The organism is Acetomicrobium mobile, from assembly GCF_937920065.1.
Window position 1 is genome coordinate 1 of sequence record NZ_CALETC010000208.1, and the last position, 13,308, is coordinate 13,308.

Genomic DNA, 13,308 nt, shown 5'->3' on the forward strand with positions numbered 1-13,308 from the left:
CTTAGCGCATAAGTTTTTCCATGGGCATACCAGGCAGTTATGCGTATTTTTTTTATAAGGGCCATTTGCCGATACGAAAGCCGCGTCCTTAATTTGTTTTTCAACGTCGTCGAAGGAAATATTGTCAGTTTTTACCCCGATAGCCTTGCCCTCCCTTAGGAGGTATAGTCCCATTTCCACGGGCTTGTGGGGGAATTGACGCCTTACTACATATCCATAGAATTTTACCTGATGGCTATAAAGTCCCATGAGTGACTTGCTGTCGATACTGGCCTCTTCCGTTATTTTATAATCCCAAAGATGAATCCCCTCTTTGTCATGATAAATCAGATCTATTTGTCCGGCCAGTCGAGTTCCGATGTCCAAGTTGACGGAAAAGGGTATCTCTCTGTGGACTTGGCCTTTGAGCCTTTTTGAGCTTAGTACGTTTTGAAGTGAGAGCCCTAACGGACTTTCTCTAAAAGCCTCAAGCCATCTCATCAAGATGGTCCAATGGGTTTTGTCCTTGAGCACCGGGCGGAGACCGGTTGGCAATAAGCGCAACAAGGCTTCGAGGTCATCGTCTTTTTGTGGGAAAAACCCGGCGAGGCTTTCTTTTCTTAAATCCCAGCGCGCTAATATCCAATGTACCAAGCTTCCAACGTCAGGTCCACCGTAATCCTCCGATCTTGGCAGCTCCCATTTTAATGGTAATCCTTGCTTATATCCTAGTCTGTATGCGTGGGGACACCACGAAATTATTGCATATTCGGTGGCGCTTAACTTGTCAACTGGCGAGGTTGGGATCATCGATGACAATTTCTTCAAAGAAACTGCTTGGGATAAAATTTTCTTGGTCCTTTTCTCGTCCGAAAGCTTGGGCTTGGGTTTGCCAAGGAGAGCTTCTGGGATGACAATTTTTTCGGCTTCAGGCCAGCCCAGCAAAGCTTTTAACCAAAGGCCTGTTCTTTTCGAGGGAGCCCCATCTGAGTCTAAGGCGCAGCTTCCGCAGAGTATTAACCTGTTTTTTGCACGAGTACAGGCGACATAGAATAGCCGTAAGCTTTCTTCGTCTTGTGCTGTGCCTTCAAGGTAATCATGCACTGCCTTCGATGGCGGGCTTTCCTTTTGGCAAAGGGGGTCAGGGTAAGAACTTGCCACGGCACCTACAAAAATCGAGGGAACCAGGGATGAGCCGCTTCGTGGATGTCTGTGATGTTCAAGGCCGAAGACGGCCACTACAGGAAATTCCAATCCCTTGGCGGCGTGAACCGTCATGACCCTCACTACATCTTCATCTTCGCCCAAAGGAGTGGCTTCCTCGTAGGGAACATTAAACCTCGTTGTGTTTTTTAGATAATGAGCTGCTCCAGCAACATCTTTGCCCAAGGCCTCTTCGTATCCCCTTAGAATCTGTATTAGATGCCTCATGTTTGAAAAAACTCTTGGTCTTTTGTGGGGCGGCGCAGAAAGCAGCCACAACGGGTCTTCAAGCAAGTAGTTCAAAGCGTTACTAGGACCGCGCAAAAAAGCCCTGTGTCGCAGATCTTCTATTTTACGAGCAACGGTTGGAAGGTTGGCCTTTACGTATTTCCACGCTCGGCCACGGCCATTGCTGTCTTCTTCAATAGATGAAATGGCCTTTAGAGCGGCTTCTTGAGATAGCCGGAGAAAAGGCGATGATAATAATCCAATCAGAGCAAAGTCATCCTTTGGATCGCTTAAAGTCGATAATAAGGCGGTGGCGTCGAGCGTCTCTGATCTCGAGAAAAAACTTTTTTGTTCTACAAAAACTGCTGGAATATTGTGTTTTTCGAAGGCCTCCTCGAGCGGGTCGTAATAATTTCGTGACGGGACTAAAACCACCATGTCCTTCCACTGAGTTCCGCCTTCGTGCAGCATGTCAAAAAGGCCTGCAAGGTTTGAGGCTAAGAGATTTTTCCTGCGCGTCGCACCGACCTTTTTCCCTTCTCCGTCTTCGGTTGTTGTCTCGAGTAGTAACATTAAATCGCCTATCTTGTTATCATTTGCTGATTGAACATCTTCATTCTTTAAAGCATCAGGATACGCCAATGGTTCGTAAGGATGTCTTAAGGAGGAACTTATGCCTTCACGCCAAAGGTGACCGAAAAGGCTGTTTATCTCATCTAAAAGCTCATTGGTCATCCTGAAGGATTCGCTCAAATATACGTATCGCCCAGATCCTTCTTGTGCCCTTTTTATGTAGTCTGCAAATATTTCAAGATTGGCGTGGCGAAATCTGTATATGGATTGTTTCAAATCGCCCACGATGAATAGCTTTGCCGGCTGGTCATTCTTTGCAGTCTTGATATTTTCAATCAGCATGCTTTGAACGCCGTTTGTATCTTGAAACTCGTCCACTAAGATGTATTTGTATCGGTTAGCTATCTCAGGGTGTTGAGTAACCATGTCTTTTGCCTTAATTAGCAGGTCATCGAATGAGAGGATGCCTAATCTTTTTTTGTGCTCCTCCCAAATAGCCCAAATGATACTCGCAAATTTAAGCAGCATCTCACGAAGCGGCCTATCTTGAGTTGTGTCTTTTATCCATCTTGCCAGAGCCACGTCTTGTGATAAACTTTCACGGTGAATTTTGAGCCCTTCGTGACCTAAACGATGGAACAATAAGGCTTCCAATTCTTCTTTGAATGTTCCTCTGCCTGGAATATTTGAAAGCACTTCGTCATTTAGGTCCACCAAAAAGCGAGCCCATTCAGGAGGGGAGTCAGGATAAGTTTTTTCCCAACGGTTTTGAAAATCTCGCACTCTTTGGGATAGATTATCTTTATTTCCTGCATCTACATTTACTTCCTCGATCCAAAAATTATAAAGGTTACTATATAAGCCTTTACGATCGGCTTTAGAGTTAAAAATGAGTTCTATTGCCTTTTCGTCGATCTTTTCAAGAGTGGTAGATATTCTAAAAAGTTCATCGGGGTTTAGGCTCCTGCTTCCGAAGATGCTGCAGGCTTCTCTTCCAAGATCGATCAAAACCCTAGGGCCATAAAAGTCAAGAACGTCTCTAAATGCTTCATCTGAAATTAAGTCCATGATTTTTTGGTGCCACGGTAAAGGCGCATTTTGAGAGAACCAATTTTCGTCGAGCAAATCCAGGGCGTTGACGGCAGATTCATAGAATATATCCTCCTGTTGCGGAGTAACGATATTAAAATTTGGATTTATCTCCAGGAATTGACCGTAGGATTTTAGCAGGTTCATGGCAAAGCTGTGTATGGTTGAAATTTGCGCTTCATCGAAGCGATTGCAAGCCAGAGTCAGTCTCTCTGCAACAGCCTTCTTTTCTTTAGGCGCAATGTCCGACGTTTCCAAGGCCTTAAGCCAATCATTTAAAGTCGATAAAATTTTATCTTCCATCTCTTGAGCCGCTTTTTCGGTGTAAGTGATGGTAAGTATTTCGTCATGCCTTGCACTTCCTGTTGCGACGAGCCAAGCAAATCTCCACGAGAGCGTGCGCGTCTTGCCGCTTCCGGCGCCAGCGCTTACTACGACTAAGTCGTCTTCCGATATCACCGCCTCGCGTTGCTTAGACGTAGCCACACCCAAGAAAAGTTCGGCTAATGTAGTCTCGTCATTCATTATCCTGTCTTTCCTCTCCTCCGATTTCGCTTTTTCTGCAAAAGGTTTTGTATTGACATTCCTGACATGTCTTTGGATCGTAATGTGGCTCAAAGGATCCCGACATTAAATCCTCTGCCCATTTTGTGAGCGCTTCTTCTGCTCGCTTTGCGATATCCTCCAGCTTTTCACGCTTTATCTTGAAATTTTCCGGAAAATCCTCAGGTACCAAAGCTTTTATGAAGTCCTTATATTCCTTGGAGACGTGACCGATGCACATGCTGTTTCCGTGGCAAAGGTAAAGGGCGCCTATTATTTCTATGTCGTTTTTCATAAAAGCTGAAGCATAAGCGGCAAGCTGAAGGGAGCTTTCGTAGTTATGCGAACCACCAGTCTTGTAGTCCCAGAGGATTTGCCCCTTTTCGTTCAGGCAATCGATGCGGTCGGCTCTTCCAACAAAAGACACAGCGTCGACGTGCATTGTAGGTAACTCCACTTCCCAATACTGAGAGATGGAGAAATTGCCAAGATTTGATTTTATGCCTTCTTGGATTAAAGCCAGTCTTTTGGCTTGTGCGTATAACCGCTCATTATGGCGGAATAACTTTTTATTACTTAAAAGCGAGGGGTAGACCGATTTTACCGTTTGCTCCCAAACTTCTTCTATGCAAGCTTCAAGGCTAGAGTCTTTGTATGTCAAACGCTTGCTCCATGCTTTTTGCCATAGCTGATGAAACAATATGCCACAACGCTGCGGGTCAAAACCTGCCTCCTTTGGTTGGTATAGATTGAGGATGCTTTTGTATGCATAAAGGGCAGGGCATTGAGCCCACGCGTCTATGTCGCTTAAATATCCCTTAAACTTGGGTTTTACTTTAACTACAGGTTTTCTTCTCCGCCTGGAAAGTTTATCCTGTGGTACTTCAGATTCTCTCAGATATCTTTCTCCCTTTGGCATCAGTTTGCTCAAGGGTCTTTCTGTTTTGCCTGTCACCTCGCATAAGCCATCTTTTAATGCGCCTTCCAAAAATGAAGAAAGTTTCCTAGGCTTACCCTGTGCATCGATAGTAGAGTATGTTATCCATGTAGCATCCATTCCAGTGCATAGGTGCCTTCGAAACAGAGCTTCAAGTTGCTGTCTTCTTTCGTGCCTCAGGGGAAGGTGTACGCCAGCAAGGCCTGTGTTTTCATGTATCATCATCCTTGCTTCATCGTTTAAGAGGGGCGGTTCAATTATCTTTCCCGGCCACTTTTCAGTAGTAGCGTTTACAATTGTGTACAGACTGTGAGTCGCAAGCACAGGAGAGTTGTCTATATATAGGGTGATGGAATTTAATTGCTTTTTGGGGGGAAGTAGCCTCGTTTCTTCCGCGAAGCGATACAAGAATTCCCAGGCTTCAGATTCCGAAAGCAAATCTCTTTGGGCCGAACCGAGACTAGGAAGCGATTCCTTTAAAAATAAGGCCTTTCTTTCGATGGCTTCCAGAAATTTGGCTGTTTCAAACAAAGTCTCGTCATATTTGGGATCTGTTATGAGGTCTTGTACCTTTTCTTGGACTTTTATGATATCGCTTAGCAGTTCGAAAAGTTTCTCAAACAACTTTTCCGCATTAATACCCTCTTTAATATCATTGAAAAAGGAATCGCATGCCTCAATGATATTAAGTAAATCTTTCATGTCATTTCGTCTTAAAAAATCCCGCCATTCTTTAATTCCTGAAGGCATTTCTTCATTTAGCAGCTCTAAGAGCTCATCGGATAAATTAAATCCAAGGAATGGGCTGAAAAAGAATCGAAACACGAAAGAAAAGGGCCAATTTTCATCCTTTAACTTTTTTAAGCGCATTAGCAAATCCCAACAGAGGGTTTCACTCAAAAGCGTACCTGAATTAAAGGTCCAGGGGATGCGGTAGACATCCAACACCTCCTCAGTAATCTTTCGGTAGGAGGCCGGTATTTCTATGGCCATATCGCTGAAGGAAAAGCAACCTTTTTCTACCGCAAACCATATATTGCGAGCGAGCGTTTCAAGCTCTTGCCTAGAATCACCGCAAGCAATTAAATGTAAATTTGCCGACTTATCCTGCTTTGATATTTTGCATATCGTTGCACTTTCCGCGAATTGTTGTTCAACGTCATAAAAACTTTGGCCCATCGCGGGATCAGGTTTGTATATATCTATGGCTACCCCAATTTCATCTAAAACTCGTAGCAACTCATGTTGAGACTTCATGAAACTCATAAATCCCACCAATACGAAGGCGTAATTTTTTAGATGACGCCTGAGTTGTTCGAATTCAAGCAGCAAATTTTTAGACAACAAAGGGATTTGGGCACTGTCAGCGAGGTCGTTTTCATCGAGGTAGCTAAAGTATTTCCCGTAGATGTTGCAGAGAAACCCGGTTGGATTTATTGAGTTTGGACATTTGTCGTCACAAGTGCAAATGCGTTTGTGATTTTTACAGCTTAATGCCATGGCAAGGTCTTCCTGAGGGACATCTTCGCCTATGAGTTCATGAAGTTGTTTTCCTATTGTTTCTATGAATCCTGGTTGCCTTATTGCGGGAATCGCGTCCGTTAAGTCCTTTGAAGTTTTCAAGGTGTTTTGAACGAGGTGTCTTACGACTAGCCAGTGATCGGGAGGGTCTAACTGTCGTTTTATAGGAGGACGAATGCCCAACCTTCGGAGGATGTCTGCGAGTCCTCCGTACAAATCGCCCCACCGCCATATGGCGGGAAAGTCGTGCGCAAGGCCTTCTATGGATAATATTTCAAGCAAGAGATTTTTATCTTCCTTAGAGGGCACTATGAAGATGAGGTCTTTGTGCTCATGGTGAATTTCTTTTAGAGGTTCTTCCAGCTCAGTTGCAAATCTGTACGTGTGAATCATAATACTCAAAAAAGGATCACCTCAATAAATTTTATGCTATGTGGTATATTTAAAATCACGGAACATCTCTAGTAAATATCAATTTTTACCTTGCCTTGTGATATTATAATACCTCGTTTTTTCTGATCTTGTGCAGAAATTGCAATTCGCAAGTATCGTAAAAACTGAGTTTTACATTGCATGATTGTTAAATGGAAAAGTTGCAAATTAGCTTTAGGGCACGGGGAGGATGGTTTTAAGTGAGCATGAATAAACTTCGAAAAATGTTGTTACGCTTACGTATCATTTTAAAACAAGAGAAAGACAGCTTCCTGATAATAAGCTTCGGCACTACCATATCCGTCATCGCTACAGTTACTCTCATTATGCCTTACAAATTTCCCGACGCCGGATTGACGGGTTTGGCTGTGCTTTCGTCTTATGTATTTCATATTTCTCCGTCGTGGTTGTTTGCGATTGGAAACGCGGCTTTGCTGATTTGGGGATGGAAGGAGCTTTCTCCACGATTTGTGGTACTTACCATTTACGGCGTTGGATTATTTTCCCTGCTCTTAAAGGTTTTAGAATTTGTGCCCGTCCCTTCCCTGGATGACCTATTCTTGATTGCCGTTTTTGCCGGCGTTATAAAGGGCATCGGTGGCGGGCTGGTCTTTAGATCCGGAGCATCGCTTGGTGGGACGGATATCGTAGTTGTAGCCCTGAGGAATAGATATGGCATTGAGGTGGGCAAGTATGGCTTTTATATGAATCTGGTCGTACTTTTGATCTCGGCTCCAGTGATCGGCATCGAACGTACAATTTACGGATTAGTGGCGATATACATAAGCGGCATAGTTGTTGACGGGGTCTTGCGGTCATTTGATAGAAGAAGGCAAGTTTTCGTAATATCTCAAAAATACGAACAAGTTAAGGACTTTATCATAAAGGAGTTAGGGCGAGGAGTGACCTTGCTTCATGGGGAAGGTGGATTTACCGGAAAAAGTCAGAAGGTCGTCATGTGTCTTTTAACCCCAAGGCAAACGATGGACTTGAAGCGTTTTTTGGCATCGACAGATAAAAGAGCATTTATGGTGGTAGCCGAGGCATCTGAGGTAGTAGGCAAAGGCTTTAAATCTTGGAAGGAGTTTTAGTTACCGGGATTATGGCGATTAATGCAATTTGATTCACTTTTTGAGGCTGGTGATGGATTTGGCACCACTTTATGGCTTATTACTCCTAATAGGGGGAGTAGGTCTGTTTTTATATGGTTCAAACGAATGCCCTGACAACATTAGAAAATACCTTGGGAAAAGCGGCAAGGCTTTTCTGTCTCACGTTGGGGCCAAAAGAGGCTCATCTTTTCTTTTTGGCACGCTACTTTCGGTTATGATGCAAAGCAGCGCCGCGGCGTCGTCTTTTGCCGTAGGATTGGTCGAAGTTGGATTGCTAGCCTCGGAGCGTGCCCTTTTAGTTATAATGGGCGCAAGCGTGGGTACTGGCTTGATTGTGTATTTTTTGAGCCTCGACTTAATCCTTTTTAGCCCGCTGATATTCGCGGTTATAGTCTTTTTGGGGCGTTTTACGAAAAGGCGCTTAAAAGAGTATTTTAAGATAGCTGAAGGCATCGCAATCGTGTTTTTTGGAATGTCTTTGATCAAGCTGGGATCTTACCCGCTAGTTTATTCAAGTCATATACAAAATCTTCTTTCTTTCCTGACTCAATCGGCCATTCTTTTGGCGGTGACGACGTATTTGCTTACTTCGGTTGTTCAAAGCAGCACGGCCACTTTAGCTATCGCAATAGGAATGGCAAGTTCGGGTCTTTTGCCCTTTAGCGCCATATTGCCGCTGGTTTTAGGGGCTTATGTTGGATCCTCTAGCTCCGCCCTTTTGGCGGCTTTGGGGAAAAAGCGAAAATCTCAAGGACTTGCATGGAGCGCATTTTTGTACAGAGCCTTTGGAATTGTTCCGATGATTCCTTTGGGCTTGCTCTATCTGAAAGTCGGAGAAAACTTACCCATATCAATGGGTGCCCATATAGCGTTATTGCAGATGCTGCTCGTCTTGGTAAATGTGATTGTATCGTTGCCTTTTACTTCGGTTCTTTCGAAAATGGGAGAAGGGCTAGCCAGTTTGAGTGAGAAAGAAGCTATAGAACCTTTATATTTGGATTGGGACTTTGTAGACGTCACAGCGTTAGCTGTCTCGCTTCTTTCGAAGGAGATAGTACGAACATCCAATTTTTTGGAGGAATTTTTATACGGTTTATTTTATGGTAACATTGACGAAGACCATCTTTATTTACTAAAAGCGAGCTTACCCGATCTAGTGAACTCCTGTATCTTTTACCGTTCGGCCATTACATGGGTTTCAAATGAAGATCAATCGCTTACAAGGGAGTTCGTCATCACCTCCTATTCGCTAAACGCTCTTAAAAATATGGTTACCCTCGCAACTGAAAGGCTTTTCCCTTTGATGACAGGGAATATAGATATGAGAAACCCTCTTCTTTCTTTCAAGTGGGAGGATGTAAAGAGGTGTTTTTTCGACGTTTTCACGAGCAGCTTAGGCGCATATGCCCTTGATGACCCATATTTTGCAAACAAAGCATTTCGATCATATAGTAAGCTTTCAGTGAAATTGGGAGAGGCAAAGAACGAATTAATGTTGTCTCATTGTACGATCGAAGATGGCATGGATTTGATCGATTTATTGACGTTGCTCGATGCTTTTTTAAGGGAATCGCTGGAATTTGCACGCGCTGCCAGGCGTTACGAAACCGAATATGATGAAAGATCATTTGTTGATTTACAAGGGGAGAAGGAATTTGATCTTTAGAAAACGAAACACTAAGGAAAAAAAGGTCGGAGGACTTTTTGAGCGCGATAAGAGCTGGCTTTTTAAACAGCTGTACGCGATGGCTGATTTAGTTGAGCGAGCAATAGACGATGCGTTAGGAGCCATAATGAAAAAAAGCGATGATCTAGCCCTTGAGGTCATCAGAAAAGATGACGATGTAGACATTATCGAGGTCGAAGTCGAGCAGGAATGCTTGCGCTTATTGGCAATGCGCCAGCCCGTGCGCGAGGACCTGCGCTTCGTTTTCACTATAATAAAAATAATAACCGAATTGGAGCGCATAGGAGACCAAGCTGTAAACATAGCAGAAAGAGCCCTTGAGCTAAATAGAGAGGGCTTAATTAAGCCCTTGATAGATATACCTAAGATGGCAGATATTGTAATAGAGATGGTAAGAGAAGCCATTGAAGCTTTTGAGGCAAGAGACATAGACAAATTGATGGAAGTCTATAGACGTGATGACGAGGTGGATGCTTTAAACAGGGTGAATTTTGCGGAGACTATCCAAATAATGGCTTCGACGAAAATGGATGACCCCTACTCCGTGAAGAAGGCAACGGATTTGTTATCTGTTTCAAGGTACTTAGAACGGGCGGGAGACCACGCGACCAACATAGCCGAGCGTGCCTTTTTTAGCGTGACGGGAGAAAGAATCAAGGAAAAGCTTTTGCGTACAAGCTAAGAAAGGAGATGGGCATGCATTGAATTTCGCCATGAATCTAAAAGATAAACTACATCAAGCAGGGGCGTCGTTGGTTGGGTTTGCAGATTTAACGGGGGTTTCCCCTGAAGCAGATATGCCATTTGGGATATCGATAGCTTACGCCTTAGACCCAACGATAGTGTCACAAATCGGCGAGGGGCCCACGAGCGAATACGCAGCACTTTATCACAGAGCGAATGACATTCTTGGAGCGTTAGGGAATTTGGCATCGGAGATGATCGCCTCGCAGGGATGGAAGGCAAAATGTATCCCCCCTACCGCTAAAGTAAGCGCTGCTGAGCTTTCCACTCCTTTACCGCATAAAACGACTGCCACTAGGGCAGGCCTTGGGTGGATAGGCAAATGTGCTCTTTTGGTGACAGAACGATATGGATCGGCTGTGCGCCTGGCATCAGTGTTAACTGATATGGAACTTCCAATCGGAGATCCCATCGAAAGATCAAAGTGCCAAAGCTGCAATTCTTGCGTCACTTCCTGTCCGGCAGGTGCGCCTTCAGGTAAGGAATGGGACGTATCTTTCAAGAGGGAGGATTTTTTTAATGTTGAGCTTTGCTACAGTGAAACTAGCAAAAATGCCCAGCGGCCGGAAATCGGTGCTACCATATGTGGCATATGCATAGCCGCTTGTCCTTGGACTAAGCGTTATTTAGGATCGAAAAATATCAAAAGTGGAAGGTGATATTCATTGAAAAAGCCTCATGGTATATTTGCTCCTATAGCTACGATTTTTGATGAGTCTGGTGGCTTAGATTTAAAGCGGTTTAGCGAAAACGTAAAGAAGTTCAGTGAAACCAAGCTTTCAGGGTTAGTAGTTCTTGGAAGCAATGGCGAGTTTGCCTTATTGAGTTACCATGAAAAGGTGGCCCTGGTTAAAGCTGCCAGAGAGGTCATTGCGAAGGACAAAATTCTCATAGCGGGCACGGGGTGTGAGTCTCTGCGCGAGACAGTAGAGCTAACCAATGAGTGCGCAAAACTTGGAGCTGACGCTGCCTTGGTGGTTACGCCAAGTTATTATAAAAGCGACATGACGGACGAGGCATTAGAGCGATATTTCACGTTCGTTGCAGATGAATCTACTGTTCCCGTGATGCTTTATAACATGCCGAGAAACACCGGAGTTAACATGAGCGCAAATTTGGTGGCCAAGTTATCAAGGCATCCCAACATAGTAGGCATAAAAGATAGCTCAGGGAATATCACCCAAATAGCCAGCATAATAGCAAAGTGTCCAAAAGACTTTGCCGTCTTTGCCGGTTCCGGCAGTTTTCTTTTGCCCACGTTGATGCTTGGAGGCGTAGGAGGGACTTTGGCCGTAGCTAACGTTGTTCCGAACTATTGCGTAGCCATTTACGATCTTTGCAAAAACGGCGAATTAGACAGGGCAAAAAAATTGCAGCTCGGGCTTCTCGAACTTAACGCTGCTGTTACAACGCGTTATGGCATTGGTGGAATGAAAGCAGCGATGGAAATGGTCGGATTTCATGGAGGATCGCCAAGGTTGCCGATATTGCCTGCGACGAATGAGGCCAAAAGAGAAATATCCGATATAGTCAATGCAGCACTAAAGCTTTTTCATGAAGTTTGTGGCAAGAATTGCCTTTAAAATAAATATAAAAAAATAACAAGGGAAGAATGCCCATGAAATTGCTAGTAATAGTCACGAATGAAAGAGGTAAGGTAGAAGAGGTGTTTAAGGAGTTCCTTGAAATTGGCGTAGGAGGGGCTACTGTTATAGATACTCAAGGAATGGCCCGCATTTTGTATGATAAAAACGTGGATAAAGTTCCTATTTTCGGTTCGCTTAAAATGCTTATTGACGATAAATATCCGTTTAATAAGACTATTTTTGTTGTGCTTGACGATGATCTCGTAAAGCCAGCAATACAAGCTGTGAAAAGGGTTTTAGGCGATTTAACTAAGCCAAATGTAGGGATTATTTTCGTTTTGCCGGTGGAGTATGTGGAGGGCGGTTCTTTAAGTTATTGCCAATCTGATGTTGGCCTTTAATTAATACTAAAGTAAAAGTAAATGAAGGAGTAGATAAGACAGTGCATCCCTTATATTATCTTTCTTTAATTCTTCTTGCCGGACTTTTTCTCGCAAGGATTGTAAATGTGTTCAAATTGCCCAACGTGACGGGATATATTTTAGCAGGAATGCTCATTGGCCCCTCATTTTTAGGCATCATTCCGCGAGAAGTTGTTTCTTCGTTTAACATTATTTCAGAGGCGGCTCTTGGATTTATCGCCTACAGCATAGGCGGAGAGCTAAGTATTAAACATTTGCGAAGAATGGGCTCTTCAATCCTTGTGATCACGCTTGCAGAATCGCTGGGCGCCGTTTTGGTCGTTATAGCCGCGATGGCTTTGATCTTCAAGCAGCCGCTACCCTTTAGCTTCATGATCGGCTCAATTGCAGCTGCAACGGCTCCCGCCGCAACAATTATGGTAATAAGACAATATAATGCCAAAGGTCCTCTTGTAGATACGCTTTTCCCCGTGGTCGCGCTGGATGACGCCGTGGCTATCATGGTTTTTGGCATAGCTGTTGGTATTTCCCAGTCCTTACCCATGGCGAGCACGGGAGTCATAGCGATGATTATGTTAACCGGGAGGCTCATACTTGAAATTTTCATAGCCCTTGGCTTAGGGCTTTGTGTGGGCTTGTTTCTCTCGGTGATCTCAAGATATCTGAGAGGTCATGATACACTTCTGTCTTTTGCTATTGCTTGTATCTTTTTAACAGTTGGAGTGGCGTCCTACTTTAACGTATCGTCCCTTCTTGCATGTCTGGCTCTTGGTGCCGCGGTTACAAATCTGGTGTATCGCAGTGATCGAGTTTTATCCGTTATTGATCGCTTCACACCGCCAATATTTGTAAGTTTTTTTGCTATTTCAGGTGCGGATTTACAGATTTCGGTTCTACGTCAAGTTGGACTGCTTGCAATAGGGTATGTGATTTTCCGAATGATAGGAAAGGTTTTAGGAGCTTACTTGGGAGCAAAGTGGACAAATGCTCCTGCCGTTGTTCAAAAATATTTAGGCTTGGCCCTAGCCCCTCAAGCCGGAGTAGCGATAGGGCTTTCCCTGGTAGCTGAAAAGGCCCTTCCGGGCATAGGGATAGTGCTTAGGAATATAATTCTTGGTTCCACAGTTATTTATGAATTAATAGGCCCCGTCGTAGCAAAGCAAGCACTTATGATGGCAGGGGAAATATCTTCTGACCGACAGTAAATTAAATAACTTACAGCGATTAAAAATTTAAGCCTATAGATTAAGTT

General features: G+C 43.9%; 9 protein-coding genes. 7 read left to right on the forward strand and 2 right to left on the reverse strand.

What is annotated here, in order from left to right; genetic code table 11:
- The coding region (locus tag Q7P41_RS08045; RefSeq protein ID WP_303883337.1) for an exodeoxyribonuclease V subunit beta at positions 1–3,597 on the reverse strand (3,597 nt) is incomplete at its 3' end.
- Positions 3,590–6,466 carry a PD-(D/E)XK nuclease family protein gene (locus Q7P41_RS08050; RefSeq protein ID WP_303883378.1) on the reverse strand — a complete coding sequence of 959 codons (2,877 nt, stop codon included), beginning with the start codon at positions 6,464–6,466 and terminating at the stop codon, positions 3,590–3,592. The genes Q7P41_RS08050 and Q7P41_RS08045, both read right to left, overlap by 8 nt.
- A 245-nt stretch (positions 6,467–6,711) precedes the next feature.
- On the opposite strand from Q7P41_RS08050, the gene Q7P41_RS08055 reads away from it, so the two are divergent.
- The 7 genes from Q7P41_RS08055 to Q7P41_RS08085 are packed head-to-tail and all read left to right on the forward strand — an operon-like array spanning position 6,712 to position 13,261.
- Positions 6,712–7,596 carry a YitT family protein gene (locus Q7P41_RS08055; RefSeq protein ID WP_303883379.1) on the forward strand — a complete coding sequence of 295 codons (885 nt, stop codon included), beginning with the start codon at positions 6,712–6,714 and terminating at the stop codon, positions 7,594–7,596.
- 52 nt (positions 7,597–7,648) lie between these two features.
- Positions 7,649–9,283 carry a Na/Pi symporter gene (locus Q7P41_RS08060; RefSeq protein ID WP_303883338.1) on the forward strand — a complete coding sequence of 545 codons (1,635 nt, stop codon included), beginning with the start codon at positions 7,649–7,651 and terminating at the stop codon, positions 9,281–9,283.
- On the forward strand, positions 9,273–9,986 hold the full coding sequence (phoU, locus tag Q7P41_RS08065; RefSeq protein WP_303883339.1) for a phosphate signaling complex protein PhoU: 714 nt from the start codon (positions 9,273–9,275) through the stop codon (positions 9,984–9,986). Before Q7P41_RS08060 ends, phoU begins: the two co-directional genes overlap by 11 nt.
- 19 nt (positions 9,987–10,005) lie before the next feature.
- Positions 10,006–10,707: a 4Fe-4S double cluster binding domain-containing protein gene (locus Q7P41_RS08070; protein ID WP_303883340.1), complete on the forward strand. Its 702-nt coding sequence runs from the start codon at positions 10,006–10,008 to the stop codon at positions 10,705–10,707.
- A 6-nt stretch (positions 10,708–10,713) separates the two neighbouring features.
- Positions 10,714–11,631: a dihydrodipicolinate synthase family protein gene (locus Q7P41_RS08075; RefSeq protein WP_303883341.1), complete on the forward strand. Its 918-nt coding sequence runs from the start codon at positions 10,714–10,716 to the stop codon at positions 11,629–11,631.
- A 35-nt stretch (positions 11,632–11,666) separates the two neighbouring features.
- On the forward strand, positions 11,667–12,035 hold the full coding sequence (locus tag Q7P41_RS08080; RefSeq protein WP_303883342.1) for a hypothetical protein: 369 nt from the start codon (positions 11,667–11,669) through the stop codon (positions 12,033–12,035).
- Positions 12,036–12,076: 41 nt separating this feature from the next.
- Positions 12,077–13,261: a cation:proton antiporter gene (locus Q7P41_RS08085; RefSeq protein WP_303883344.1), complete on the forward strand. Its 1,185-nt coding sequence runs from the start codon at positions 12,077–12,079 to the stop codon at positions 13,259–13,261.
- Positions 13,262–13,308: the final 47 nt, after the last annotated feature.

Coding starts and splice junctions, on each gene's coding strand:
- Q7P41_RS08060 (WP_303883338.1), top strand. CDS start 7,649: ATGGATTTGGCACCACTTTATGGCTTATTACTCCTAATAGGGGGAGTA.
- Q7P41_RS08080 (WP_303883342.1), top strand. CDS start 11,667: ATGAAATTGCTAGTAATAGTCACGAATGAAAGAGGTAAGGTAGAAGAG.
- Q7P41_RS08055 (WP_303883379.1), top strand. CDS start 6,712: ATGAATAAACTTCGAAAAATGTTGTTACGCTTACGTATCATTTTAAAA.
- Q7P41_RS08050 (WP_303883378.1), bottom strand. CDS start 6,466: ATGATTCACACGTACAGATTTGCAACTGAGCTGGAAGAACCTCTAAAA.